We start from the raw sequence: 25,600 nt of genomic DNA on the forward strand, positions 1-25,600 counted from the left end.
TCGGTCCGATGAATTTTTCCACGTTCTTTATTACCCGGCCGATCTTCGCCGCGGTGCTGTCGCTGCTGATTCTGATTGCCGGCAGCATCTCGCTGTTCCAGCTGCCGATCAGCGAATACCCGGAAGTGGTACCGCCCACCGTTGTCGTGCGGGCCAACTTCCCCGGTGCCAACCCGAAGGTGATCGGCGAAACCGTCGCAGCGCCGTTGGAGCAGGCCATCACCGGCGTTGAGAACATGTTGTACATGTCCTCGCAGTCCACCGCTGACGGCAAGCTGACCCTGACCATCACCTTCGCCCTGGGCACCGACCTGGACAACGCCCAGGTGCAGGTGCAGAACCGCGTGACCCGAACCCAGCCCAAGCTGCCCGAGGAAGTCACCCGTATCGGTATCACCGTCGACAAGGCCTCGCCCGACCTGACCATGGTCGTGCACCTGACCTCGCCCGATAACCGCTACGACATGCTCTACCTGTCCAACTACGCCATTCTCAATATCAAGGACGAACTGGCACGCCTGGGCGGTGTCGGCGATGTGCAACTGTTCGGCATGGGCGATTACTCCCTGCGGGTATGGCTGGACCCGAACAAGACCGCTTCGCGCAACCTCACTGCCAGCGACGTGGTCGCCGCCATCCGCGAGCAGAACCGCCAAGTGGCCGCCGGCCAGCTCGGCGCCCCACCCGCGCCCGGCAGCACCAGCTTCCAGTTGTCGGTGAACACTCAGGGCCGCCTGGTCAGTGAAGAAGAATTCGAGAACATCATCATCCGCTCCGGCGCCGATGGCGAAATTACCCGCCTCAAGGACATCGCCCGGGTCGAATTGGGATCGAGCCAGTACGCCCTGCGCTCCTTGCTCAACAACCAGCCGGCCGTGGCCATCCCGATCTTCCAGCGCCCGGGCTCCAATGCCATCGAGATCTCCGATGAAGTGCGCTCGAAAATGGCCGAGCTGAAGAAGGACTTCCCCGAAGGCATGGACTACAGCATCGTCTATGACCCGACCGTGTTCGTGCGCGGCTCCATCGAGGCGGTGGTCCACACCCTGTTCGAAGCCCTGGTGCTGGTAGTACTGGTAGTGATCCTGTTTCTGCAGACCTGGCGCGCCTCGATCATTCCGCTGGTGGCTGTACCGGTTTCGCTGATCGGTACCTTCGCGGTAATGCACCTGTTCGGTTTCTCTCTCAACGCCCTGTCGCTGTTCGGCCTGGTGCTGGCCATCGGCATCGTGGTGGACGACGCCATCGTGGTAGTGGAAAACGTCGAGCGTAATATCGGCCTGGGGCTAAAACCCCTGGAAGCCACGCAAAAGGCCATGGGCGAAGTGACCGGGCCTATCATCGCCACGGCCCTGGTGCTGTGCGCCGTGTTCGTGCCGGCAGCCTTCATTTCCGGCCTTACCGGGCAGTTCTACAAGCAGTTCGCCCTGACCATCGCCATTTCGACGGTGATCTCGGCCTTCAACTCGCTGACCCTGTCGCCTGCGCTGGCAGCGGTACTGCTCAAGGAACACCACGCGCCCAAGGACCGTTTCTCCCGGATGCTGGAGCGCCTGTTCGGTGGCTGGTTGTTCGGCCCGTTCAACCGCTTCTTCGACCGTGCCAGCCACAGCTATGTCGGCGCCGTCGGCCGGGTCATCCGCAGCAGCGGCATCGCCCTGTTCGTGTACGGCGGCCTGATCGTCATGACCTGGCTGGGCTTCTCTTCGACGCCGACCGGTTTCGTGCCGGCGCAAGACAAGCAGTACCTGGTGGCCTTCGCCCAGTTGCCGGACGCGGCCAGCCTCGACCGCACCGAGGCGGTGATCAAGAAGATGAGCGAGGCTGCCCTGAAGCAACCCGGTGTCGCCGACTCCATCGCATTCCCGGGGCTCTCGATCAATGGGTTCACCAACAGCCCCAACAGCGGCATCGTATTCGTCTCGCTCAAGTCGTTCGACCAGCGCAAGGACCCCAGCCAGTCGGCTGCGGCGATTGCCGCCACACTGAACGCGCAGTACGCCGATATCCAGGAAGCCTATATTGCTATCTTCCCGCCGCCACCCGTACAAGGGCTGGGCACAATCGGTGGTTTCCGCCTGCAGATCGAGGACCGTGGCAACCTGGGTTACGAAGCGCTGTACAAGGAAACCCAGAACATCATCGCCAAGAGCCAAAACGTGCCGGAGCTGGCCGGGTTGTTCACCAGCTACCAGGTCAACGTGCCGCAGGTCGATGCCGCCATCGACCGGGAAAAGGCCAAGACCCATGGTGTGGCCATCAGCGATATCTTCGACACCCTGCAGATCTACCTGGGTTCGCTGTACGCCAACGACTTCAACCGTTTTGGCCGCACCTACCAGGTCAACGTCCAAGCCGAACAGCAGTTCCGTCTCGACGCCGAGCAGATCGGCCAGTTGAAGGTGCGCAACAACCAGGGCGAGATGATCCCGCTGGCGACCTTCATCAAGGTCAGCGATACCTCCGGGCCTGACCGCGTGATGCACTACAACGGCTTTATTACCGCCGAGATCAACGGCGCCGCAGCCCCGGGCTACAGCTCCGGCCAGGCGGAACAGGCCATCGAGAAACTGCTCAAGGAAGAACTGCCCAACGGCATGACCTTTGAATGGACCGAACTGACCTACCAGCAGATCCTGGCCGGCAACACCGCGCTGTTCGTGTTCCCGCTCTGCGTACTACTGGCCTTCCTGGTGCTGGCGGCCCAGTACGAAAGCTGGAGCCTGCCACTGGCAGTGATCCTGATTGTGCCGATGACCCTGCTCTCGGCGATCACTGGGGTGATCCTGTCGGGCGGTGACAACAATATCTTCACCCAGATCGGCCTGATCGTACTGGTGGGGCTGGCGTGCAAGAACGCCATCCTGATCGTCGAGTTTGCCAAGGACAAGCAGGCCGAAGGCCTCGACCCGCTGGCTGCGGTGCTGGAAGCCTGCCGCCTGCGCCTGCGGCCGATCCTGATGACCTCGATTGCCTTCATCATGGGTGTGGTACCGCTGGTGTTCTCCTCCGGTGCCGGTGCCGAAATGCGTCATGCCATGGGTGTGGCGGTGTTCTCCGGGATGATCGGGGTGACCTTCTTCGGCCTGCTGCTGACGCCTGTGTTCTTTGTACTGATCCGCCGTTATGTCGAACGCAGCCAGGCCCGCAAGGCGGCCCGTGTGCTGAAGCTGGAGAGCCACGCATGAACCACCTGAAATTGATGGCACCCAGCCTACTGGTGCTGGCGCTGGCGGCCTGCGCCGTCGGCCCGGACTACAAGACCCCGGACACCGCGGCGGCGCAATTGACCGCTGCCAACGAGCCAAGCGCCAAAACCGCTTTCGACCGCAGCCGCTTTGAAAGCATCTGGTGGAAGCAGTTTGACGACCCGGTGCTCAACCAACTGGTCAGCCAGTCGCTGCAGGGCAACCGGGAACTGCGCGTGGCCTTTGCCCGCCTCAAGGCCGCCCGGGCGATTCGCGACGATGTCAGCAATGACGCCTTGCCCACCGTCACCAGCCGGGCCAGCAGTGAGCTGGGCAAGGGGCAGATTCCGGGCCAGACAGAGGATCGGGTCAATAGCGAGCGCTATGACCTGGGCCTGGACATGGCCTGGGAGCTTGACCTGTTCGGCCGCATCCAGCGCCAGCTGGAGGCCAGCGAGGCCCAGCAGGACGCCGCCCAGGCCGACTTGCAACAACTGCAGGTCAGCCTGATCGCCGAACTGGTGGATGCCTACGGGCAACTGCGCGGTGCGCAACTGCGCGAGAAAATTGCCCTGGCCAACCTCAAGACCCAGCAGGATTCGCGTGGCATCACCGAAACCCTGCGCGATGCAGGAGTAGGCAACGACCTCGACGTGGTGCGTGCCGATGCACGCCTGGCGGAAGTGGAAGCCACCGTACCGCAGTTGCAGGCCGAACAGGTACGCGCACGCAATCGTATCGCTACCTTGCTGGGCCAGCGCCCCGACGCCCTGGGCGTCGACCTGTCGCCCGCGCAGCTACCGGCCATCGCCAAGGCGCTGCCGGTTGGTGATCCGGGCGAGCTGCTCAAGCGCCGCCCCGACATCCGCAGCGCCGAGCGCCAGCTGGCAGCAGCCACCGCCAACATTGGCGTGGCCACCGCCGACCTGTTCCCACGGGTCAGCCTGAGCGGGTTCCTCGGTTTTACCGCCGCCCGTGGCTCGCAACTGGGGTCGTCTGCCGCACAAGCCTGGGCCCTGGGCCCGAGCATTACCTGGGCGGCCTTTGACCTGGGTAGCGTGCGGGCACGCCTGCGCGGCGCCAATGCCGATGCCGAGGGCGCGCTGGCCAACTACGAGCAGCAGGTGCTGCTGGCCCTTGAAGAGTCAGAGAACGCCTTCAGCGACTACAGCAAGCGCCAGCAACGCCTGCTGGCCCTGCTGCGCCAGAGCGAAGCCAGCCGCAAGGCCGCCGACCTTGCCTCGATCCGCTACCGCGAAGGCACTGTGGATTACCTGGTACTGCTCGACGCCGAGCGTGAACGGCTGAGCGCCGAAGATGCACAGGCCCAGGGCGAGGTCGACCTGTACCGCGGCATCGTCGCCATCTACAAGGCCCTGGGTGGTGGCTGGCAGGCTGAAAGCGTCGCTGCCGTGAACTGATTCAACGTCTCCTTTGGTTGGTTTCTGACCGGCCCTTTGCCCCGCCTGCTGCCGCTCGCGGGGCTTTTTTGTGCCAGGGCCCTGTGCTTGGGTCGCCATTGCCGCCAAGCTGTGGCCACACGGTTGGCACCGCTGATTTGACGCCAGCCGCCCACTGACACAAGCTGACACCTTTGTTCGCCGCGTGTCCCGGATCCATCCATGTCGAAACAACGCCAATACGCCCTCGCCAGCCTGGTCCTGCTCGTTATCCTGGGCCTTGGGGGGTATTTCTGGCGTGACGACTCGCCGGCGCCAGCCCCAACACTCAAGCACAGCTATACCAAGGCACTGGCCATGGCCCACAACGGCCAGCCCGGCGCGGCCAGGGTGCTGTATCAACAGCTGGGGCGCAGCGACCTTTCGGCCATTCGCCGTGCAAGCCTGTATGCCGAATTACCCAACTACCCCTCGCCACTGGCGCTGAAGCTGGCCAGCCGCGACGTGCAGCATGACGACCCGTTGGTGCGCCGCGCCGCTATCGCCAGTATTCAGGCGATGCTGCCCGGGGCCCAGCGCAGCCTGGTGCTTGGCCCCATGCTCGACGATGAAGATCAAAGTGTGCGCTTTGCCGTGGTCGATGCCCTGCTGGGCCTCGGCCCGGACGAAATCGGCCTGTACTTCGGCCCGCTGCAGCATGCCCTGGTGCGTTACCAGCAAGCGCTGGCGCAAAAAGCCGACGATACCGCGGCGCAACTTCACCTGGCCCGACTGTACCTTCATGACAACAGCTACCAGGAGGCCGCCGGCGCGTTGGACCGTGCCCTGCAGCTGGACCCTGAAAACCTGCAGGCCCTGGCCACCCAGGTAGAACTGCTGGAGCGCCAGGGGCAGACCGACGCCTCGCGCCAGGTGCTGGCCAAGGCGTTGCAACAACGACCGGACTCCGCCTTCCTGCAGCACGAACTCGGCCGCTGGCTGCTGCGGCACGGCCAGGACGAATATGCCCTGCTGGCGTTCGCCCGCGCCCTGGAGCTTGAACCCGACAACAACGACTACCGCTACACCCTGGCCACCAGCCTGCACCAGCTCGAACAAGTGGATGCCGCGCAGAAGCAGCTGGAAACCATCCTTGTCCACGACCCGGCCAACCGCAAGGCCCGGGTGCTGCTGATCGAGTACTGGAAAGAAACCGGTCAGTTGCAGAATGTCCAGATCCTGCTGGCCCAGCTCGAGCAGTTGAATCCCGATGACCCACTGGTGCAACAGGGCCTGTAGACAGCCCGCAACCATCGGGCATTTCGGTTGAACCCCCTCATCGCCCCTGTGGTCCAGTGATAGTGCAGCGAAATAACCGCAACCGCGGCGGCTGCCTGTGCCCTGTCAAAGGAGATCCCTGTGGCCGATTCAATGCCCTACGGAGAACGAGCGCTGATTCTGGCACCCGCCCAGTTGAGCCGGTTGGCCTTCGACCTGCTCGACAAGGCGGGTATCGAGACCCTGGCCGCGCAAACCATGGACGAACTGGGGTCTGCGCTGGGGCAAGGTGCCGGGCTGGCCATCGTTGCCGACAGTGCCCTGGATGGCAGCACCCAATCCCCCCTGCACCAGTACATTGGCCAGCAACCGGACTGGTCGGATCTGCCCGTGGTCTTGCTGACCGGCCCGAGCGACTCGCAACACCCTCCCGCCCAGGACACCCACAGCGCCCTGGGCAACCTGTTCTTGCTGCCCTGCCCGTTCGACCCCGGCTCGTTGCTGGCCTTGACGCAATCCTCATTGCGCGCCCGTCGCCGCCAATACCAGGCCCGAAGTCACGGGCTGGCGCTGAGCGGCCTGCAAAGCCGGGTGGAAGAACAGTTGCGCCAGCTGCGCGAAGACGAGCAATACCTGCGCCAGGCGCAGAAGATGGAAGCCATCGGCCAGTTGGCCGGTGGCGTTGCCCACGACTTCAACAACCTGCTCACCGGTATTGGCGGTAGCCTGGAGCTGATCGGTAAACGCCTGCAGCAGGGCCGCTTCGATGCGTTGCCCACACTGCTTGAACTGAGCCAGCAGGCCGTGCGCCGTGCCGCCAGCATGACCCATAGCCTGCTGGCATTCTCCAGCCGACAGTCGCTCGATGCCCACACGGTGCAACTGCCTGACCTGCTGCACAGCGAGCGGCTCACGTCATTGCTGGGCCAGCACACTACCTTGACGGTCGAGTGCGAACCGCAGTTGTGGCCCGTCCAGGTCGACCCGCTGCAATTGCAAGAGGTCGTCAACAACCTGTTGCAGAACGCCCGCGATGCCATGCCCAACGGCGGCGAATTGACCATCAGGGCCAGCAATCAACACCTCGATGGTACCCAGTTTGGTGGCCACGCCCTGCCCGCCGGTGACTATGTACGCCTGAGCATCGCCGACAATGGCTGCGGCATGCCGCAAAGCACACTGGACCGCGCCTTCGATCCGTTCTACACCACCAAGCCCATCGGCCAGGGCACGGGCCTGGGGCTCTCGATGGTGTACGGCTTCAGTAAACAGTCGCGGGGGCATGTCGCCCTCTTCAGCCAGATTGGCCATGGCACGCGGGTCGACCTCTATCTGCCCCGCCCGGACGAACCGCAGTCTCCAGCAGGCAAGCCCACGCCAGCCCCCTTGGTGAACAAGGAACCGGGCGGCAAGGTACTGATCGTCGAAGACGATGCCACGGTACGCATATTGGTACAGCAGGCCCTTGAGGAACACGGCTACCCCTGTGTTGCTGTGGACACCGCCAATGCAGCCCTGGCGCTGTTGCGCTCCGATGCTGCAGTAATGCTTCTGGTCAGCGATGTCGGCCTGCCGGGCATGAATGGACGGCAACTGGCCGAGATCGCCCGCAAGCTGCGCCCGGGCCTCAGAGTGCTGTTTATCACCGGCTATGCCGAGAACGCCCTCGCCCGGGGCGGTTTTCTGGACCCCGGGATGCAGATGATCAGCAAGCCCTTCGCATTTTCCCAACTGGCAGCCAAGGTCACGCAGATGCTGGGCAAGGTGTCCCCACCATGAGTCAGGCGCAGCCCAAGGAATCGCTGGCTGCGGCCCCGGCCGTAGACCATGTGCGGGTGCTGACGGTAAACGTCCACAAGGGCTTCAGCGCCCTGAATCGTCACTATGTACTGCCCGAACTGCGCGAAGCCGTGCGCAGCGAAGATGCCGACCTGGTGTTTCTCCAGGAAGTGCTCGGCAGCCACCGTCGACATGGGCGCCGTCACCGCAACTGGTCGGATGTACCGCAGTACGAGTTTCTCGCCGACAGCCTATGGCCGGTGTTCGCCTACGGGCGCAATGCGGTGTATCCCGATGGCGAGCACGGCAACGCCCTGCTGTCCAAGTACCCGATCGTGCGCCACAGCAATCTGGACGTGAGTGTCAAAGGCAGTGAGCAACGTGGCTTGCTGCACTCGGTGCTGACACTGCCCGGCGCGATGGAGCTGCACGCCATTTGTGTGCACCTGGGCCTTGACGAACGCCAGCGCCAGCAACAGGTACGCCTGTTGTGTCAGCTGCTCGATAGCCTGCCCCCGACGGCACCGGTCATTGTTGCCGGCGACTTCAACGATTGGCGCCGGCGTGCGGATGCAACCCTGGCAGGCTGCGGCCTGCATGAAGTCTTCACCCAGGCCTATGGTCGCCCGGCCCGCAGCTTTCCAGCCCGTTGGCCGCTGCTGTGCCTGGATCGTATCTACTTGCGCAACGCTCGGGCCCATGCGCCCAAGGTCATGGCCCGCAAACCCTGGACGCACCTGTCCGATCACTTGCCCCTGGCCGTGGAGGTGCGCTGGTGAACGAGCAATGGCGTACCGATAACCAGGTCCGGTTGTTGATCAATGGCGAGGACTATTTCCCCAGTGCCTTCGCCGCCATTGAACAGGCGCGCGAAGAGATCCTGCTGGAAACCTTCATCATTTTCGAAGACAAGGTCGGCCGCCAACTGCAGCAGTTGCTGATCGACGCCGCACGCCGTGGCGTACGGGTACAGATGCTGGTTGACGGCTATGGCACCGCCGACCTCAGTCACGATTACCTCAAGGCCCTGTACGATGTCGGCGTGCAGCTGCTGGCATTCGATCCACGTCCCAAACGCCTGGGCATGCGCACCAACCTGTTCCGTCGCTTGCACCGCAAGATCCTGGTGATCGACGGCGAGGTCGGCTTTGTCGGCGGCATTAACTACAGCGCCGATCACCTGGCCGACTTCGGCCCCATGGCCAAGCAGGACTACGCCGTACAAGTCCGGGGCCCCATCGTGGCCGACTTGCGCCAGGCCACCCTGACGTTGCTGGCCGAATCCGCCCAGTTGCGGCGTCGCAGCCACCGTTGGTGGCAACGCGCCCTGCCCCTGGCCGCCGACAGCACCCAGGCCAGCATGACCTTGAGCATCCGCGACAACCTGGACCACCCCAACGACATCGAGCGCCACTACCTCAAGGCCATTGGCGCCGCGCGCGAGCGCATCATCATTGCCAATGCCTATTTCTTCCCCGGCTATCGCCTGCTGCGCACCCTGCGCAATGCCGCCCGACGCGGCGTCAAGGTCACCCTGGTGCTGCAAGGCATGCCGGACATGCCGCTGGTGCGCCTGTGTTCGCGCCTGCTGTACAACTACCTGCTGCGCGACGGCGTGCGGATCTTCGAGTACTGCGAACGACCGCTGCATGGCAAGGTGGCCGTGATCGACCACCACTGGTCAACGGTGGGCTCAAGTAACCTCGACCCCTTGAGCTTGTCGTTGAACCTCGAGGCCAACCTGATGATCCACGACCAGGCCCTCAATGAGCGTTTGCACGAGCACCTGCAGGAATTGTGCAGACACCGCTGCAAACCGGTGAGCCTGCAGCGTGTCCTGCGCGGCTACTGGTGGCGTGCGCCACTGATCTTCCTGAGCTTTCACTTTATCCGCCACTTCCCGGCCATGGTCGGCTGGCTACCCGCACACGTGTTGCGCCTCAAGGCCTTGCCAGCCGATCATCAACCCGCAGGCAAGACGACATGAACATGCACGGCAAGCGCTGGCAACTCGCCCGAAAAGCCCTGACCCTGGCGTTCTTCATCCTGGTGCCGGTGTTGCTGTTCTCTTTGCTCAAGAATCTGGACTGGCAGGAAGTGCGCCACGCCCTGGTCGCCTACCGCTGGCAGACACTGGCGTTGGCTGTACTGGTCAGCGCCTGCAGCTTTGCCCTGTTCAGCTGTTTCGATCTGATCGGACGGCGCTACACCGGCCATTCGCTACCGGCGCGCCAGGTACTGCCGCTGGCCTTCGTGTGCTATGCGTTCAACCTCAATCTCAGCGCCTGGGTGGGAGCCATTGCCTTGCGCTACCGCCTGTACTCGCGTCTTGGCCTACCGGTGGCCACCATCACCAGGATTCTCAGCCTGGGGCTTGTCACCAACTGGCTCGGTTATTTCATCCTGGCCGGCGCCTTGTTTGTCTGCGGCTTGCCGCGCTTGCCTGCGGGGCTCGAAATCGGCAGCAACGGCCTGCGCCTGATCGGTGTGCTGTTGCTGGTGCTGGCCGCTGCCTATCTACTGGCCTGCCGCTTTGCACGGCGTCGCACCTGGCAACTGCGCGGCCACGAGATCAGCCTGCCATCGCTGAAGATGGCAGCACTGCAGGCAGTGATGGGCGCCTGCAACTGGGCGCTGATGGCTTGGGTGGTGTACAGCCTGCTCCCGGACAAGGTCGGTTATCCGACGATCCTGGCGGTGTTGTTGATCAGCAGTATCGCTGGGGTGATCACCCATATACCGGCGGGACTGGGTGTACTGGAAACGGTGTTCCTTACCCTGCTGCAAGGCAGCTTCAGCAAGGGTACCCTGCTGGCAGCACTGATCGGCTACCGGGCGGTGTACTTCCTATTGCCGTTGATGGTGGCAGGCCTGGTCTACCTGGTGCTCGAACGCCTGGCCAGTCAGCGCACCCGAGGGGCGCGCTCAGGCAGCACTGGCTGAGCACACGCGGTGGGGGCCGGCGCTAGCGGCCGATGTCTTCGTCCCAGAGTTCGGGACGGGCGGCAATGAAATCATTCATTATGCTGATGCAGGCCGCATTGTGCTGCACTTCAAGGCTCACGCCCCGGGACTTGAGCAGATCTTCCTCGCCCATGAACGTCTGGTGCTCGCCCACGATCACCCGCTTGATCCCGTACAGCAGGATGGCGCCGCTGCACATCGCACAGGGTGACAAGGTGGTGTACAGAGTTGACTCGGCATACACCGTGGCCGGCTGGCGACCGGCATTCTCCAGGGCATCCATTTCGCCATGCAGGATTGCACTGCCGGATTGCACCCGACGGTTGTGCCCACGGCCGATGATGCGCCCCTTGTGGACGATCACTGAACCGATCGGAATGCCTCCTTCGGCCAGTCCCTGGCGGGCTTCGTCGATTGCCGCCTGCATGAATTCATCCGTTTGCGTTGCCGGGTTGCTCATAGTGGTTCAACTCTCGCGTTCATACGTTGGACGGGTGAAGGCTAGCATAGCGTCCGAGCAATGGCGTCCAGGCCAGTCACTACTATGCTGTAGAGGTTTTCCTCGGTGATCCGGGCGTACCGGGTCCGATCCAGTGAAGGGAGCCTGGTGATGAGCAAGAAAATGCTGGTAGTCCTGACCAATACGGCCAAATACCCGACGCTCAAGCGCCCCACCGGGCTGTGGCTGGGTGAAGCCGTCCATTTCGCCGATACAGTCGAAAAGGCGGGCTACAAGGTCGACTACGTCAGCCCTGCGGGCGGCTATGTCCCCATCGACCCGCACAGTCTGAGCATGGCCCAGGATATCGACTGGTCCTGGTACAACGACAAGGCGTTCATGAATCGCCTGGGCACGACCCTGAGCCCCGGCCAGGTCAAGGCACAGGACTACGTGGCCATCTACTATGCCGGCGGCCATGGCGTGATCTGGGACTTTCCGGAGAACACCGGCCTGCAGGAGCTGGCCCGCAAGATCTTCGAGGCCGGCGGCGTGGTGGCGTCGGTGTGCCACGGCGCTGTCGGGCTGCTCAACATCAAGCTCAGCGACAATACGTTGCTGGTCAAGGACCGCGAAGTGACCGGGTTCTCCAACGTCGAGGAGCAACTGGCCGAGCTCGACAAGGTCGTGCCCTACCTGACCGAAACCGAGCTGGGTGCCCGGGGCGGGCTTTACCGCAAGGCAGAAGATCCCTGGCAGGCCTTTGCCATTGCCGACCAGAAGGAAGGCCGCCTGATCACCGGTCAGAATCCGGCCTCAGGGGGTGCAGTGGCGAACCTGGTGGTCAAAGCGCTGGCAGGGGCAAAGCCCAGCTGACGACAACGCTGCGCTTACAAAGACTACAAGGACCGACAATGGTGCCTACAGGCGGCCCATTGCCTGTGACCTTATGCTCAGGGCTTACACTTTGGCATGAAGGCGAAACGTCCATGGTTCCCCACTCCTACGCCGGCCGCAGTCTGGTCGAATTCCTGATAACGCTGTTGATTGGCCTGGCCCCTGTTGCCTGTGGCTTGCTGGTGCTTGCACTGCAAGTCGAACGCAAGCAGGATGAAACGATCGAAGTCACTGCACGCGAAGCGATTTACGCCATTGATCACGTCATGAGTACGTTGCATGCGGCAAGTAGCCAGGCACTGGCTCTGGCCCAGGAGTCGTGCGACACCGCCCTGCCCGAGTTGCGGCAGACCGCAATCAGGCAGCCCAATGTACGCTCGCTGATGCTGGTAAAGGAAAACCGCGTTTTTTGCAGCACGTTGTACGGCGATTACCAGCGGGTGATCGATCCGGGCAGCTTTCTCGATATGCGCCTGCGCGTAGACCCCAGCGGAGAGGCCACGCCTGACGCCGGCGTGCTGATCTATCGACTGCAGGAATACCCCTACGGCGTGCTGGCGCTGGCCAACCTTCAAGTGTTGCAACGTGAACTGCTGGGCTTCCAGAACGAGGTGGTGCTGAACCTGCAGTTCGGCCCGCAATATGTCTGGGCTACCGGGAACGGCACATTCGAGCAAACACCGAATCATGAAGAAGACACGCTGCAGTTGGTTTCCAAGCAATACCGCTATACCGTGCATGCCGGCTACCCGGACACCTACACCCGACGCTCGATACAACAGGCGGTTACAGCGACTTTGCCCTCGCTGCTGCTGGTTGGCATCATGACCTCTGCCGTTGCCTATTGGGCCATGTTCAGAAGAAAACGAGCCCCTGCACCTCGCCCGCGGTGAGGTACAAAAAAGGCCATTGAGGAAACCCTCAATGGCCTTTTTGTCTATCGGTGACGCTTACTCGGCGTTCAATACACCGCGACGTACCTGGTCGCGTTCGATCGACTCGAACAATGCCTTGAAGTTGCCTTCGCCGAAGCCATCATCGCCCTTGCGTTGAATGAACTCGAAGAATACCGGCCCCATCAGGGTTTCCGAGAAAATCTGCAGCAACAAGCGCTTGTCGTCCGGCTGCGAAGAGCCATCGAGCAGAATACCCCGGGCCTGCAGTTCGCCAACCGGTTCGCCATGACCTGGCAGGCGCCCTTCGAGCATTTCATAGTAGGTTTCCGGCGGCGCCGTCATGAAGCGCATGCCCATCTTCTTCAGCGCATCCCAGCTCTTGAGCAGGTCGTCGGTGAGGAACGCCACGTGCTGGATGCCCTCGCCATTGAACTGCATGAGAAACTCTTCGATCTGCCCGGCGCCCTTGGACGACTCTTCGTTGAGCGGGATACGGATCATGCCGTCTGGTGCAGTCATCGCCTTGGAGGTCAGGCCGGTATATTCGCCCTTGATGTCGAAGTAGCGGATTTCACGGAAGTTGAACAGCTTCTCGTAGAACGCCGCCCAGTAGGCCATGCGCCCGCGGTAGACGTTGTGGGTCAGGTGATCGATGATCTTCAGGCCCGCGCCTACCGGATGACGGTCGACACCTTCGATGAAGTTGAAGTCGATATCGTAGATCGAGCTGCCTTCTTCGAAACGGTCGATCAGGTACAGCGGCGCACCGCCGATGCCCTTGATCGCCGGCAAGCGCAGCTCCATCGGGCCGGTCTCGATCTCCACCGGCTGGGCACCGAGTTCCAGTGCGCGAGCGTAGGCTTGATGAGCGTTGCGAACGCGAAAGGCCATGCCACAAACCGACGGGCCATGTTCGGCGGCAAAGTAGGAGGCGATACTTTTCGGTTCGTTGTTCAGGATCAGGTTGATACCGCCCTGACGGTACAGGTGTACGTCCTTGGAGCGGTGGGTCGCGACCTTGGTAAAGCCCATGATTTGGAAGATCGGCTCAAGGGCGCCAGGGGTGGGCGATGCGAACTCGATGAATTCAAAGCCCATCAGGCCCATCGGGTTTTCAAAAATGTCAGCCATTACTCGTTACCTCATCATCAAAGCGCTAAAAACAGTGATTACTTGCTATCGATGTCGAGCGAAGATGGCGGCGCGCAGGAGATGCCCCTCACACTGCGTGCGAGGTAGTCACCATAGATCAGCTTGAACCCAAGACACTTCATAGGGACCCATTCTCGGCGGGTTGATTCCTCAAGGCGCGAGGAACCTTATTATTGTATGCGTAAGGTGATTCTACAGTGCGTAATATGATTTGTCGCACTTTAAGTTCGATGGCGAGGCCGACGAACGGCTATCCTCTGCACTGGAGTGTTCTTTCAGGTTAGTCGCCATGCCCCTTTCGGTACAACGCCGCCCTCGCCGCCCCTTGCGCATTGCGCTGCCCTGGCTGGTGGGTGCGCTGCCTCTCATCTGCGGCTTGCTGATCATGCACTGGCAGGCCGAGCGAGAACTGCAGAGCCGAAGCGAAAGCAGCGCGCGGCATGCCGTAAACCAGATCGAACGCATCCTCGACGATATCTCTGCCGCGGCCAAAGAGCTGCTCCCCCTGGCCGGCCTGGCCATGCCTGGCCGAAAAACTGGCCCTGCGAGACCAGGTAACCCGACGCGCCTTCGTGCGCTCCACCAACCTGGAGTTCAAGGGCGAATTGTATTGCAGCTCGCTGTTCGGCCCTTTCACCGAGCCGGTCAACCCTGCTGACTACACCCAGGGCATGCTCTGGCTGATGAGTGGCAACTCGGTCACCCCTGGGCATCCGCTGCTGGTGTACCGCATCCACGAGGGCGAGCGTGGCGCCATCACCACGGTGGACGGCGAACACTTGCTCAATATCCTGCGTTTGCCGGACATCGATAGCCACCTGGTGCTGCAAGTAGGCCGGTACCGGATGGATCGTAGCGGCAAGGTGCAGGACAGCCAGCCCCCCATTGCCGACATTGCACCCGCCGCGCTGACTTCGACGCGCTACCCGTTCTCGATCCACAGTGGCTATGGCCCGGACAAAGTCGGCCAACTGATGCGCAGCGAGTTTCCAGCCCTGCTCGCCTTGCTGGTAATACTCGGTGCCATTGCCGGCGTGACCTGCTTTTGGCAACTGCGCCGCGCCGGCTCGTCGCGGGCAGAGCTGCAGCGGGCCATGGAAGCCAATGAATTTGTACCCTACTTTCAGCCCGTAGTGCGCGGGAGCGACTACCGCTGGGCCGGCGTCGAAGTATTGATGCGCTGGCAGCACCCGCGCGAAGGCCTGGTGCGGCCGGACCTGTTCATCCCCTTTGCCGAGCACAGTGGCCAGATCGTACCCATGACCCGCCAGCTGATGCAAAACACCGCCCGGGCGCTGGCGCCATATGCCGAGCTGCTGGGCGAGGACTTCCATATTGGTATCAACATCACTGCCGACCATTGCCAGGACCTGGCGCTGTACGAAGATTGCCAGGCGTTTCTCGCCACCTTCCCCAAGGGCAAGGTCCATCTCACCCTGGAGCTGACCGAGCGCAAACTGGTCATACCCACCGACGTCACCCGTGTACTGTTCGCCAAGCTGCATGAACTGGGAGTGATGATTGCCCTGGACGACTTCGGCACCGGCCAGTCAAGCCTGGCCTACCTGCGTCAGTTCCAGGTCGACTACCTCAAGATCGACCAGAGTTTCGTTGCCATGATCGGCGTGGACGCTCTGTCGCTACACATTCTGGACAGCATCATCGAGCTGTCGAGCAAGCTGGGCCTGGGGATCGTCGCCGAAGGGGTGGAAAACGAAACACAGCGTGACTACCTGGCCCGGCACAACGTCGACTTCCAGCAAGGCTACCTGTTCGCCCAGCCGATGTCGGCCCGGGACTTCATCCTGGCCCTCGAAGAGCAAGTGCGACAGCACAACATTGCCTCCTGAGGCCGGGGGCTGAGACCATTGGCGGCTGACTGCCCCTCCCTAATTCCTGCTACAGAGGCCCTCGTGTCCAAAGGCATTGTTTCATCGGTTATGGCCTCGTGCCTGTTTGCCGTGATGTACTTCTATACCTCGCTGATGACGCCCCTTGACGGCGAGGAAGTGTTTGGCTGGCGCACCCTGCTCACCCTGCCCTGCCTGACCGTCTTCCTGCTGCTGAGCAAGGACTGGAAACTGGTGACCGGCTTGCTGGCACGCATCCGCGACAATCCCCTGCTGCTGTTGGGCCTGCTGGGCACTTCGTCGATGCTGGGGGTTCAGCTCTGGCTGTTTCTCTGGGCGCCGCTGCACGGGCGCAGCCTTGAAGTATCGCTGGGGTATTTCCTGTTGCCGCTGACCATGGTACTGACCGGTCGCCTGGTCTATGGCGAGCGCCTGTCACACCTGCAAAAAATCGCCGTGGCTTGCGCCGCCACCGGCGTGGGCCACGAGTTGTACCAGCACGGCAGCTTCGCCTGGGAGATCCTGGTGGTCGCCATCGGCTATCCGCTGTATTTCGTCCTGCGACGCAGATGCCGCACCGACCACCTGGGCGGCCTGTGGGCCGACATGTGCCTGCTGGTGCCCGCTGCACTGTACTTCGTCATCCAGGGCCCGATGAGCGCCCAGGACCTGGCCGAACACCCTGCCCTGTACGGCCTGATTCCATTGCTCGGGGTTATCAGCGCCCTGGCGCTGATCTGCTACGTATTGGCCAGCCGCCTGCTGGCGTTCAGCCTGTTCGGCCTGCTCAGCTATGTGGAGCCGGTGCTGCTGGTAGGCGTAGCCCTGTTACTGGGCGAGACCATTGGTCCCGACCAGTGGCTGACCTACTTGCCGATCTGGCTAGCGGTGCTGGTGCTGATCCTCGAAGGCGTCAAGCACCTGCTGCGTCAGCAACGGCGTTCGGCCTGAGGCGCACCTCGCGCACTCGTCTATCCTCCACGGCGACCACCTCCAGTTGCCAGTCATTGCACTGCAAGTTGTCGCCGACCACCGGCAAGCGATCCAGCAAACTCATGACCAGCCCGGCAACGGTCTGGTAGTCCTCGGTGGGCTTGGCCACAAAGCCGATGCGCGCCTGCACCTGACTCAGGTTCAGGGCGCCGCTGACCACATAGCCCTCGCCGTCTTCGACAATTCCCGGACCCTCGATTTCGCTGGCATCGGGCAACTCGCCAGCAATGGACTCAAGGATGTCGGTCATGGTCAGGATGCCGGTGAAATCACCGAACTCGTTGACCACAAACGCGATGTGGGTCGACTGGCCGCGCATCTGCTCCAGGGCATTGAGGATGCTGAAGCTCTCCAGCAGGTTCAGCGGCGTGCGGATCAACGTTTCAAGGTCGGGCTCGTTGCCTGCCAGCAACTCCTTGAGCAACTCCTTCTTGTGTACGAAGCCCAGCGGCTCTTCGATGCGGCCACCGCGAATCACCGGCAGACGCGAATAGGATGAGTGCATCAGCGTCTTGCGAATGATCTCGGGCGGCTGCGCCAGGTCGACGACATCGACTTTGGCGCGCACCGTCATCAGCGTCTTGATCGGCCGCTCGGCCAGGTTGAGCACGCCACTGATCATCACCCGCTCACGGCGATCGAACAGCACCTGTTCCTCTGCGCCCTCGACCAGATCGGCGATCTCCTCACCCACTTCGTCAGCCTCGACACGGCGGCCACCGAGCAAACGCATGACCGCATGGGCAGTGCGCTCACGCATCGGCCGGTGCTGCTGCATGCTGCGCTTGCGCCGGGCACGGGCCAGCTGGTTGAAACTTTCGAGCAGAATCGAGAAGCCGATGGCCGCATACAGGTAGCCCTTGGGAATATGGAAACCCAGGCCTTCGGCAGTCAGGCTGAAACCGATCATCAACAAGAAGCCCAGGCACAGCATGATCACTGTCGGGTGATTGTTGACGAAGCGGGTCAACGGTTTGCTGGCAACAATCATGATGCCGATGGAGAAGATCACCGCGATCATCATGATCGACAGATGCTCGACCATACCCACCGCCGTGATGACCGCGTCCAGCGAGAACACCGCATCCAGCACCACGATCTGCGCCACGATGGGCCAGAACGCCGAATGGCGCGCGCTGCCGCCCGCATGGGCCACATGCCCTTCAAGGCGCTCGTGCAACTCCATGGTGGCCTTGAACAGCAGGAACACACCGCCGAACAGCATGATCAGGTCACGCCCGGAGAAACTCTTGTCGAACACCTCGAACAGCGGCGCGGTCAGGGTCACCATCCAGGAAATACTGGCCAGCAGACCCAGGCGCATGATCAACGCCAGCGACAGGCCGATCACCCGCGCACGGTCGCGCTGATGCGGCGGCAGTTTGTCGGCGAGGATGGCGATGAACACCAGGTTGTCGATACCCAGTACCAGTTCGAGCACAATCAGCGTGGCAAGGCCCAGCCAGGCCGTAGGGTCGGCTAGCCATTCCATGCGCAAGTACTCAGTCGGTCAAACAGGGGGGAAGCGTCACAATGACGGAAGGAAGGCCGGGAAGGCCAGGTACTGGGGGGCTCCGAGAACGAAGTCATATCAACCTGAAATCAATTGGGGGGAGAATCCTATAATTTCAGCAGGCTTTTCACCCAGCGTGAAAATGTTTCAAATTCTGTAGGAAATCGTCCGTCCACCAGGGTGATTTTCTTCAATACCCATCGCCTTTGGGCTATCAGACTGGCCCCCCCCATACCACGGACCCCTCCCATGAGCCTGATGCTTTCAATGGCCGCCTTTGCCCTGGCCGCCTCCATCTCCCCCGGCCCGGTCAATATCGTTGCCTTGGGCAGCGGCGCCCGGCATGGCCTGCGTGCCAGCCTCAAGCATGTCACCGGCGCTACCCTGGGCTTCAGCCTGCTGTTGCTGCTGACCGGCCTGGGCCTGCACGAGCTGCTGCGCCATTGGCCAGCTTTGGCTCGGGTACTGCACGGCGGCGGAGTGGCGTTTCTGCTGTACATGGCCTGGAAGCTGGCCAGCGACCGAGGCGAACTGGGCAGAAACACCGACGCTGACGCCCCGTCGATGCTCGCCGGCGCGACCTTGCAGTGGCTCAACCCGAAGGCCTGGCTGGCCTGTGTAGCCGGAGTCGGTGCGTATGTCGGAGAAGGTGAGACAACCTTGCTGTGGCAGTTCACGGCGATCTACTTCGTCATCTGCTACCTGTCGATCGCCAGTTGGGCCTGGGCCGGCAGCGTAATCAGCCAATACCTGCGCAACCCTCGTCGGGTACGGTTGTTCAACCGCATGCTGGCCGGGCTGCTGGTGGTGAGTGCGATCTACTTGCTAGTGGGCTGAACGATAGTGCCCCGGCGTCGCTGCCAGGTGGCGCTTGAAAGCACGCTGCAGGTGCGCCTGGTCGGCAAAGCCTGCTTCAAGTGCTACCTCGGCGATCAAGCGTCCGCGCCGCAGCTGTGCGCGGGCGTACTGTACGCGCTGGTCCAGCAGGTAGCCGTGGGGCGTCAGGCCGAATTGCTGCTTGAAGGCCCGGATCAGGTACGAGGTCGACAGGCCTGCTGCCTTGCCGATGTCCTCCAGGCGCAACGGCTGGGTGCAGTGATCACGGATGAACGCGGCAGCGGCCAGCAAACGTGGGTTGCCTTGCGTCGCCCCAGGGCTGCCGGCACTGAACTGCTGGATCAACTCGCCGAAGAAAATCCGCAGCGCCGCAGCTTTGCCGACGTTGCTGCCTTGCTCGTCCAGCAGCGCCTCGAACAATTGGCACAAAGCCTGGTACAGGGCTTGCGAGCGGCTGCTGATTGCCTCGAACGGCTGGAAGCCCAACGCCTGCAACCAACTCAAGTCGAGGTACAGCATCAGGTACGACCAAGGCTCACCGTCAATGGGGTTGCAGGTATGCACGACGCCGGGATTCATCATCACCACAGTGCCTTCCGACACCTGCTGATGGTTTTCACCGCTCACATAAGTGCTGCGTCCGCCAGTGATGGCGCCGATGGAAAAGCCTTCGTGGGAATGCGGCGCATAGCAGACCTTGCGTCCATCCTCGACCCTGCGCGCCTCGATGAACGGCAGCGCCGGGTCACGCCAGAACCGCGAGTGGCTGCTCATCACTGCCCTTCGGCGTCGTGGACCACTACCAGCAACTGGGCCTGTACCTCGCCGAGCGAGCGCAGGCGGTGGGGCGTCTGGGCGTTGAAGTACAGCGCATCGCCGCGTTCGAGGATGACCCGCTCGTTCATGAAATCGACTTCCACCTGCCCTTCATGCACAAACAGGAACTCCTCGCCCAGGTGCTCCTTGAAGGTCGAGTCGCTGAAGTCCCGCGGGGGACTGATGATAAAGGGCAGCAGGCTGCGGCTGCCGATATGACTGGCCAGCACTGCATAGCCTGGGCCCTGGGCGCTGCCCGATAGCGCCTGGCGTTCGCCACAGCGCACCAGGCTGTAGCGCGACTGACCGGGTTCATCCTCGGCAAACAGCTCCTCGACATTGACGCTCAGTGCTCGCGCCAGCTTCAGTGCGGCGGCGATCGAGGGGGTGTTCAGGCCGCGCTCGACCTTGGACAGGTAGCTCTTGGTCATGCCGGACTTTTCGGCCAGCACTTCAAGGGTAATGCCCAGTTTTTTTCTTAATAGTTTCAATCGGATAGACATGCGACGCGATTTTCCCAGTGCCACGGGCAAGTTTTTTCTTGCTAATGACACATTGTGTCATTTAGCCTTGTTTGTGTCATGACGCTGAGCAACCCGCCACCTTCCAAGTAACCGGGCAACCCAGCGCTGACATTTTTCCCACCACCGAGGATATCCCCATGGCCAAGACAATGGCATTGCCCAAGGACCAACTGATCAAGCAGGCCCTCACACAGATGCAAGGCTCGCTTGCCGATAATACGTGGACTGTGCGCGAAAAGCTGGCCCTGACCTGCCGAATTCTGTTCGACAACGGCCACGACTCGGGCCTTGCCGGGCAGATCAGCGCCCGCGGCCCGCAGCCTGGCACCTTCTACACCCAGCAACTGGGCCTGGGCTTCGACGAAATCACTGCCAGTAACCTGCTGCTGGTCAACGAAGACCTGGAAGTCCTCGAAGGCAGCGGCATGCCCAACCCGGCCAACCGCTTTCACAGCTGGGTGTACCGGGCACGCGGGGACGTCAACTGCATCATCCACACGCATCCTACCCACGTCGCCGCCCTGTCGATGCTCGAAGTACCGCTGCAGGTGTCGCACATGGACCTGTGCCCGCTCTATGAAGATTGCGCGTTTCTCGAAGCCTGGCCGGGCGTACCCGTGGGCAACGAAGAGGGCGAGATCATCAGCGCGGCCCTGGGCGACAAGCGCGCCATCCTGCTCTCGCACCACGGCCAGCTCTCTACCGGCGCCAGCATCGAGGAGGCCTGCGTCATCGCCCAACTGATCGAACGCGCTGCCAAGCTGCAACTGCTGGCCATGGCCGCCGGCGAGGTCAAACCGATCGAGCCGGCACTCGGTCGCGAAGCCCACGACTGGATCTCGCGCCCTAAACGTCACAGTGCGGCCTTCAACTACTATGCGCGACAGTGCCTGCGAGTGCATGCCGACTGCCTGAACTGATCGTTGCTTTTTCGCCCTATTTGCCTTACTTGCGGAGTTCATCATGTCCACGACTTTTCACGGCATCATCGGCTACACCATCACCCCGTTCAGCCACGATGGCGAGCAGCTCGACCTGCCCGCGCTGGGTAAATCCATCGACCGCCTGATAGCCGGTGGCGTACATGCCATCGCGCCGCTGGGGAGCACCGGTGAAGGGGCTTACCTCAGCGATCTGGAATGGCAGCAGGTTGCCGAGTTCAGCCTGGCGCACATTGCCAAGCGAGTACCCACCATTGTCAGCGTTTCGGACCTGACCACTGCCGGAGCCATCCGCCGTGCGCACTTTGCCCAAGCCCACGGCGCCGATGCGGTCATGGTGCTGCCGGCCGCCTACTGGAAGCTCAGCGAAGCCGAGATCATCCAGCACTACCGCGCCATCGGCGCCAGCATCGACGTGCCGATCATGCTCTATAACAACCCGGCCACCAGCGGCACCGACATGTCAGTGGAGCTGATCCTCAAGATCGTGCGCGAAGTCGACAACGTCACCATGGTCAAGGAGAGTACCGGCGACATTCAGCGCATGCACAAGCTGCAGATGCTGGGCGAAGGCCAGGTGCCGTTCTACAACGGCTGCAACCCCCTGGCCCTGGAGGCGTTCGTGGCCGGTGCCAGCGGCTGGTGTACGGCAGCGGCGAACCTGATTCCCGACCTCAACCAGCAGCTGTACCAGGCGGTGCTCCGAAACGACCTGAAAACCGCCAAGGCCGTGTTCTATCGCCAGTTGCCACTGCTGGACTTCATCCTCAAGGGTGGATTGCCCGCCACCATCAAGGCGGGCCTGGCCATGACCGGGCTTGAGGTGGGTGAGCCCCGGCGGCCGGTATTCGCGCTGGATCAGTCCGGGCAGGACTACCTCAAGGCACTGCTGCAAACGTTGCGTTAAGCCCCGGCCCTACCGCGAGGCGGCCATGCGCAGTCGATAATTGCCGGGGCTTTCACCGGTCCACTTCTTGAAGGCCCGGTGAAACGCACTGGATTCCTGAAAGCCGGTGCGCTCGGCGATCTCGGCAATGCTCATGTCAGTCTCGCGCAGGCATTCAAAGGCCGTGGCCCGGCGCACCTCATCCTTGATCTGCTGGAACGAGCGCCCCTCCCGTTCCAGCAACCTGCGAAAGCTGCTGGCGCTCAGGCCCTGGCGCTCGGCCATGGCCACCAGCGTTGGCCACTGTCCCTGCTCGCGTTCGCGCAGATAACGGTACACCTGGGCCACTTGGCCATTCTGGTTGCGATAGCGGATCACCAGCCATTGGGGGGCGCTGCGCAAGAAGGTCTTGAGCCCGGCCAGGTCCTGGATCACCGGCAGACGCAGGTAATCGGCAGCAAACTCGATCTCCGTGCGCCCGGCCCCCAATTGCAGGTTCGGCCCCCACAGCAACGGGTCGTCATCCTGGACCGGACGTTTGTCGGCCAGCGCCGTGCGATCGATCACCAGGCGTTGCCCACCCAACCAGCACAACAGGCTGATCACCAGCGCCAGGAAGGTTTCTTCGGCATACACCCGGGTGACCGGATCGTCGATGTTCGAGCGCAGGCCGATCACTGCCCGCCCGCCCTTGAGCGTCACACTCGCGCGCATGTCCCGCAGGAACAGTGCGAAGTTGCCCAGGCACTGGCGCAAGGCTTTTTCCAGCGTCGGCTCCTGGATCAGGCCCCGGCAGATCAGGGCAAAACTGCCCACCGGCATGCCGTGGCTGTCGAGGTTGAAAAACTCGTCGTTCAGGTCCTGGATCAATAGCAGCCACAGCCGCGCAAAAGCCGACGCCGGCACCCGCACACCGGGCGCACCGAGCACTGCCGGGTCGATGCCGGCTTCACGCAGCAACGCCTCGGCCCGCAGTGGCTGATCGCGCAGGGAATGGAGCATGGAATGGACGAAATAGACCGCGACTGTATCGTTTTCCCGCATGGCGGATTCCGCAAGGGTATGGCAAAAAATACCAGTTTCGCTGAGCAGTTATGGCATAGGCCCGGCTGCAGCCTTTGCCTAGACTCGATGACTACCTGAACCTGGCCCGGTGTGCATTCTGGCAGAGCCTGCCTGTGCCCCGCCACGCTTTCGCCTATGGAGTCGATCATGAATACCCCAGAAATCTACGTCGTCAGCGCTGTGCGCTCGGCAATCGGCAGTTTCGGCGGCACCCTCAAGGACCTGCCGCTGGCTGACCTCGCCAGCACCGTGACCCGCGCCGCCATCGAGCGCGCCGGTGTGGCACCTGAGCAGATCGGCCATGTGGTCATGGGCACCGTGATCCCGACCGAGGCACGCGATGCCTACCTCGCCCGCGTCGCCGCCATGAACGCTGGCATCCCCAAGGAAACCCCGGCCTTCAACGTCAACCGCTTGTGCGGTTCCGGCCTGCAGGCCATCGTTTCGGCAGCCCAGAGCCTGCTGCTGGGTGAAGCCGAAGCCGTGGTCGCCGCGGGCGCCGAATCCATGAGCCGTGGCCCGTACCTGTTGCCCCAGGCTCGCTGGGGGGCGCGCATGGGCGACCTCAAGGGCATCGACTACATGCTCGGTGTGCTGCATGACCCTTTCGCCGGTTTCCACATGGGCATCACCGCCGAGAACGTCGCCGAACGCAATGGCATCACCCGTCAGATGCAGGATGACCTGGCTCTGGTCAGCCAGCAGCGCGCCGCCCGTGCCATCGCCGAGGGCCGCTTCGCCAGCCAGATCGTGCCGATCGATATTCCGGGCCGCAAAGGCACCGTGCGCTTTGAAGTCGACGAGCACGTACGGGGAGAAGTGACTGCCGAGCAACTGGCCGGCATGAAGCCTGCATTCAAGAAAGACGGCACCGTCACCGCCGGCAACGCCAGCGGCCTGAACGATGGCGCCGGCGCCCTGGTGCTGGCCACCGGTGATTTCGTCAAGCGTCACGGCCTGCAGCCACTGGCTCGCCTGGTGGCCTACGCCCACGCCGGCGTCGAACCTGAACTGATGGGCCTGGGCCCGGTACCTGCCACCCGCAAGGTGCTGGAGAAGGCCGGTATCAGCGTTGCCGACCTGGACGTCATCGAATCCAACGAAGCGTTCGCCGCACAAGCCTGCGCCGTCTCCGGCGAGCTGGGCTTCGACCCCGAGAAGGTCAACCCCAACGGTTCCGGCATTTCCCTGGGTCACCCGGTGGGTGCTACCGGCGCGATCATCGCCACCAAGGCCATCCACGAGCTGCAGCGCATTGAAGGCCGCTACGCGCTGGCCACCATGTGCATCGGTGGCGGCCAGGGCATCGCTGTCGTCTTTGAACGCGTCTGAACCAAGGAAATATCACAGTGAGTATTGAAAACATTGCGGTGATCGGCGCGGGCACCATGGGCAACGGGATTGCCCAGGTGTGCGCGGTGGCCGGTTACCAGGTGACCCTGATCGATGTGTCCGACGCTGCGCTGGAGCGCGGCGTGGCCACCCTGCGCAAGAACCTAGAACGCCAGGTCAGCAAGCAGACCCTGGTCGCTGAAGACGCCCAGGCGGCTGTAGCGCGAATCCGTACCAGCACCGACTACGCCCAGTTGGCCTCGGCGCAGTTGGTGATCGAAGCGGCGACTGAAAACCTCGACCTCAAGCTGCGCATCCTCAAGCAGATCGCCGAGAGCGTCAGCAGCGAGTGCGTGATCGCCACCAACACCTCGTCGCTGTCGATCACCCAACTGGGCGCGGCCATCGGCAACCCTGAACGCTTCATCGGCGTACACTTCTTCAACCCGGTACCGATGATGGCCCTGGTGGAGATCATTCGCGGCCTGCAGACCAGTGACGCCACCTATGCCAAGGCCCTGGCGCTGACCGAGCAGGTCGGCAAGACGCCGATCACCGCCGGCAACCGGCCAGGCTTCGTGGTCAATCGCATCCTGGTGCCGATGATCAACGAGGCGATCTTCGTGCTGCAGGAAGGCCTGGCCAGCGCCGAGGACATCGACACCGGCATGCGCCTTGGCTGCAACCAGCCAATCGGCCCGCTGGCCCTGGGCGACCTGATCGGCCTGGATACCCTGCTGGCCATCATGGAAGCCTTCCACGAAGGCTACAACGACAGCAAGTACCGCCCTGCCCCCCTGCTCAAGGAAATGGTCGCCGCCGGCTACCTGGGTCGCAAGAGCGGTCGCGGTTTCTACACCTACTGAGGGCC

The 25,600-nt window shown here is 62.5% G+C and carries 21 protein-coding genes and 1 pseudogene; 16 read left to right on the plus strand and 6 right to left on the minus strand.

The genetic code is table 11. From position 1 onward, the window contains the following. The first annotated feature begins 8 nt into the window (after positions 1-8). The 7 genes from ABVN19_RS10450 (at position 9) to ABVN19_RS10480 (ending at position 10,567) form a co-directional block, all read left to right on the plus strand. Positions 9-3,188 (plus strand): efflux RND transporter permease subunit, encoded by a 3,180-nt coding sequence (locus ABVN19_RS10450; protein ID WP_028946138.1) that lies wholly within the window; start codon positions 9-11, stop codon positions 3,186-3,188. Further along, positions 3,185-4,609, plus strand: coding sequence for an efflux transporter outer membrane subunit (locus tag ABVN19_RS10455; RefSeq protein ID WP_028946137.1), 1,425 nt, complete (start codon positions 3,185-3,187; stop codon positions 4,607-4,609). Before ABVN19_RS10450 ends, ABVN19_RS10455 begins: the two co-directional genes overlap by 4 nt. Positions 4,610-4,810: 201 nt before the next feature. Further along, a complete protein-coding gene (locus ABVN19_RS10460) occupies positions 4,811-5,866 on the plus strand; it encodes a tetratricopeptide repeat protein (RefSeq protein ID WP_028946136.1) in 1,056 nt (351 codons plus the stop codon). A gap of 120 nt (positions 5,867-5,986) precedes the next feature. Further along, a complete protein-coding gene (locus ABVN19_RS10465) occupies positions 5,987-7,624 on the plus strand; it encodes an ATP-binding protein (RefSeq protein ID WP_028946135.1) in 1,638 nt (545 codons plus the stop codon). Beyond that, entirely contained in the window at positions 7,621-8,403 is a 783-nt protein-coding gene (locus ABVN19_RS10470; RefSeq protein ID WP_036990403.1) for an endonuclease/exonuclease/phosphatase family protein, read from the plus strand. Before ABVN19_RS10465 ends, ABVN19_RS10470 begins: the two co-directional genes overlap by 4 nt. Next, a complete protein-coding gene (gene clsB / locus ABVN19_RS10475) occupies positions 8,400-9,611 on the plus strand; it encodes a cardiolipin synthase ClsB (protein WP_105642428.1) in 1,212 nt (403 codons plus the stop codon). Before ABVN19_RS10470 ends, clsB begins: the two co-directional genes overlap by 4 nt. After that, entirely contained in the window at positions 9,608-10,567 is a 960-nt protein-coding gene (locus tag ABVN19_RS10480) for a lysylphosphatidylglycerol synthase domain-containing protein (protein WP_028946132.1), read from the plus strand. The genes clsB and ABVN19_RS10480 overlap by 4 nt, the downstream gene beginning before the upstream one ends. A gap of 22 nt (positions 10,568-10,589) precedes the next feature. Here the strand turns inward: ABVN19_RS10480 and ABVN19_RS10485 are convergent, their stop codons facing one another. After that, positions 10,590-11,048 carry a nucleoside deaminase gene (locus tag ABVN19_RS10485; protein ID WP_105642429.1) on the minus strand — a complete coding sequence of 153 codons (459 nt, stop codon included), beginning with the start codon at positions 11,046-11,048 and terminating at the stop codon, positions 10,590-10,592. A 150-nt stretch (positions 11,049-11,198) separates the two neighbouring features. Here ABVN19_RS10485 and ABVN19_RS10490 point away from each other — a divergent pair, with 150 nt between their 5' ends. Beyond that, positions 11,199-11,903, plus strand: a complete 705-nt coding sequence (locus ABVN19_RS10490) for a type 1 glutamine amidotransferase domain-containing protein (protein ID WP_028946130.1) — start codon at positions 11,199-11,201, stop codon at positions 11,901-11,903. A 113-nt stretch (positions 11,904-12,016) separates the two neighbouring features. Continuing rightward, entirely contained in the window at positions 12,017-12,817 is an 801-nt protein-coding gene (locus ABVN19_RS10495) for a CSS-motif domain-containing protein (protein WP_028946129.1), read from the plus strand. A 57-nt stretch (positions 12,818-12,874) separates the two neighbouring features. On the opposite strand, the gene hppD is transcribed toward ABVN19_RS10495, so the two are convergent. Beyond that, positions 12,875-13,951 (minus strand): 4-hydroxyphenylpyruvate dioxygenase, encoded by a 1,077-nt coding sequence (gene hppD / locus ABVN19_RS10500; protein WP_028946128.1) that lies wholly within the window; start codon positions 13,949-13,951, stop codon positions 12,875-12,877. Positions 13,952-14,261: 310 nt separating this feature from the next. Here hppD and ABVN19_RS10505 point away from each other — a divergent pair. Then, positions 14,262-15,822, plus strand: a pseudogene (locus tag ABVN19_RS10505) (EAL domain-containing protein). A 63-nt stretch (positions 15,823-15,885) separates the two neighbouring features. Beyond that, positions 15,886-16,773: an EamA family transporter RarD gene (rarD, locus tag ABVN19_RS10510; protein WP_028946126.1), complete on the plus strand. Its 888-nt coding sequence runs from the start codon at positions 15,886-15,888 to the stop codon at positions 16,771-16,773. Here the strand turns inward: rarD and ABVN19_RS10515 are convergent. Beyond that, positions 16,736-18,307 (minus strand): TerC family protein, encoded by a 1,572-nt coding sequence (locus tag ABVN19_RS10515; RefSeq protein ID WP_028946125.1) that lies wholly within the window; start codon positions 18,305-18,307, stop codon positions 16,736-16,738. The genes rarD and ABVN19_RS10515 overlap by 38 nt on opposite strands. A 270-nt stretch (positions 18,308-18,577) precedes the next feature. On the opposite strand from ABVN19_RS10515, the gene ABVN19_RS10520 reads away from it, so the two are divergent. Beyond that, a complete protein-coding gene (locus ABVN19_RS10520; protein WP_028946124.1) occupies positions 18,578-19,165 on the plus strand; it encodes a LysE family translocator in 588 nt (195 codons plus the stop codon). Here the strand turns inward: ABVN19_RS10520 and ABVN19_RS10525 are convergent. Both ABVN19_RS10525 and ABVN19_RS10530 read right to left on the minus strand, forming a co-directional pair. Further along, positions 19,154-19,939, minus strand: a complete 786-nt coding sequence (locus ABVN19_RS10525) for an AraC family transcriptional regulator (protein WP_028946123.1) — start codon at positions 19,937-19,939, stop codon at positions 19,154-19,156. The genes ABVN19_RS10520 and ABVN19_RS10525 overlap by 12 nt on opposite strands. Beyond that, a complete protein-coding gene (locus tag ABVN19_RS10530) occupies positions 19,939-20,484 on the minus strand; it encodes an XRE family transcriptional regulator (RefSeq protein WP_028946122.1) in 546 nt (181 codons plus the stop codon). The genes ABVN19_RS10525 and ABVN19_RS10530 overlap by 1 nt, the downstream gene beginning before the upstream one ends. Before the next feature lie 158 nt (positions 20,485-20,642). Here ABVN19_RS10530 and ABVN19_RS10535 point away from each other — a divergent pair, with 158 nt between their 5' ends. Both ABVN19_RS10535 and ABVN19_RS10540 read left to right on the plus strand, forming a co-directional pair. After that, positions 20,643-21,425: an aldolase gene (locus tag ABVN19_RS10535; RefSeq protein WP_028946121.1), complete on the plus strand. Its 783-nt coding sequence runs from the start codon at positions 20,643-20,645 to the stop codon at positions 21,423-21,425. A 43-nt stretch (positions 21,426-21,468) separates the two neighbouring features. Beyond that, the gene (locus ABVN19_RS10540) at positions 21,469-22,353 is read left to right on the plus strand and encodes a dihydrodipicolinate synthase family protein (RefSeq protein WP_177431078.1); all 885 of its coding nucleotides are present in this window, start codon (positions 21,469-21,471) and stop codon (positions 22,351-22,353) included. Between the two features lie 9 nt (positions 22,354-22,362). Here the strand turns inward: ABVN19_RS10540 and ABVN19_RS10545 are convergent, their stop codons facing one another. Next, entirely contained in the window at positions 22,363-23,376 is a 1,014-nt protein-coding gene (locus ABVN19_RS10545; RefSeq protein WP_028946119.1) for an AraC family transcriptional regulator, read from the minus strand. A 168-nt stretch (positions 23,377-23,544) separates the two neighbouring features. Here ABVN19_RS10545 and ABVN19_RS10550 point away from each other — a divergent pair, with 168 nt between their 5' ends. Continuing rightward, complete coding sequence (locus ABVN19_RS10550; protein WP_028946118.1) at positions 23,545-24,729, plus strand: acetyl-CoA C-acyltransferase family protein; 1,185 nt, start codon at positions 23,545-23,547, stop codon at positions 24,727-24,729. A 17-nt stretch (positions 24,730-24,746) separates the two neighbouring features. Then, positions 24,747-25,595, plus strand: coding sequence for a 3-hydroxybutyryl-CoA dehydrogenase (locus ABVN19_RS10555; protein WP_028946117.1), 849 nt, complete (start codon positions 24,747-24,749; stop codon positions 25,593-25,595). Positions 25,596-25,600: the final 5 nt, after the last annotated feature.

This window comes from Pseudomonas vranovensis (assembly GCF_040438935.1).
Classification (GTDB): domain Bacteria; phylum Pseudomonadota; class Gammaproteobacteria; order Pseudomonadales; family Pseudomonadaceae; genus Aquipseudomonas; species Aquipseudomonas vranovensis.

Excerpts from the sequence above, each read along its gene's own strand:
- ABVN19_RS10535 (WP_028946121.1), top strand. The coding sequence starts at position 20,643 with ATGGCCAAGACAATGGCATTGCCCAAGGACCAACTGATCAAGCAGGCC.
- ABVN19_RS10470 (WP_036990403.1), top strand. The coding sequence starts at position 7,621 with ATGAGTCAGGCGCAGCCCAAGGAATCGCTGGCTGCGGCCCCGGCCGTA.
- ABVN19_RS10460 (WP_028946136.1), top strand. The coding sequence starts at position 4,811 with ATGTCGAAACAACGCCAATACGCCCTCGCCAGCCTGGTCCTGCTCGTT.
- ABVN19_RS10490 (WP_028946130.1), top strand. The coding sequence starts at position 11,199 with ATGAGCAAGAAAATGCTGGTAGTCCTGACCAATACGGCCAAATACCCG.
- hppD (WP_028946128.1), bottom strand. The coding sequence starts at position 13,951 with ATGGCTGACATTTTTGAAAACCCGATGGGCCTGATGGGCTTTGAATTC.
- ABVN19_RS10485 (WP_105642429.1), bottom strand. The coding sequence starts at position 11,048 with ATGAGCAACCCGGCAACGCAAACGGATGAATTCATGCAGGCGGCAATC.
- ABVN19_RS10480 (WP_028946132.1), top strand. The coding sequence starts at position 9,608 with ATGAACATGCACGGCAAGCGCTGGCAACTCGCCCGAAAAGCCCTGACC.
- ABVN19_RS10495 (WP_028946129.1), top strand. The coding sequence starts at position 12,017 with ATGGTTCCCCACTCCTACGCCGGCCGCAGTCTGGTCGAATTCCTGATA.
- ABVN19_RS10550 (WP_028946118.1), top strand. The coding sequence starts at position 23,545 with ATGAATACCCCAGAAATCTACGTCGTCAGCGCTGTGCGCTCGGCAATC.
- ABVN19_RS10530 (WP_028946122.1), bottom strand. The coding sequence starts at position 20,484 with ATGTCTATCCGATTGAAACTATTAAGAAAAAAACTGGGCATTACCCTT.
- ABVN19_RS10525 (WP_028946123.1), bottom strand. The coding sequence starts at position 19,939 with ATGAGCAGCCACTCGCGGTTCTGGCGTGACCCGGCGCTGCCGTTCATC.
- ABVN19_RS10515 (WP_028946125.1), bottom strand. The coding sequence starts at position 18,307 with ATGGAATGGCTAGCCGACCCTACGGCCTGGCTGGGCCTTGCCACGCTG.
- ABVN19_RS10545 (WP_028946119.1), bottom strand. The coding sequence starts at position 23,376 with ATGCGGGAAAACGATACAGTCGCGGTCTATTTCGTCCATTCCATGCTC.
- ABVN19_RS10520 (WP_028946124.1), top strand. The coding sequence starts at position 18,578 with ATGAGCCTGATGCTTTCAATGGCCGCCTTTGCCCTGGCCGCCTCCATC.
- ABVN19_RS10455 (WP_028946137.1), top strand. The coding sequence starts at position 3,185 with ATGAACCACCTGAAATTGATGGCACCCAGCCTACTGGTGCTGGCGCTG.
- ABVN19_RS10450 (WP_028946138.1), top strand. The coding sequence starts at position 9 with ATGAATTTTTCCACGTTCTTTATTACCCGGCCGATCTTCGCCGCGGTG.
- ABVN19_RS10540 (WP_177431078.1), top strand. The coding sequence starts at position 21,469 with ATGTCCACGACTTTTCACGGCATCATCGGCTACACCATCACCCCGTTC.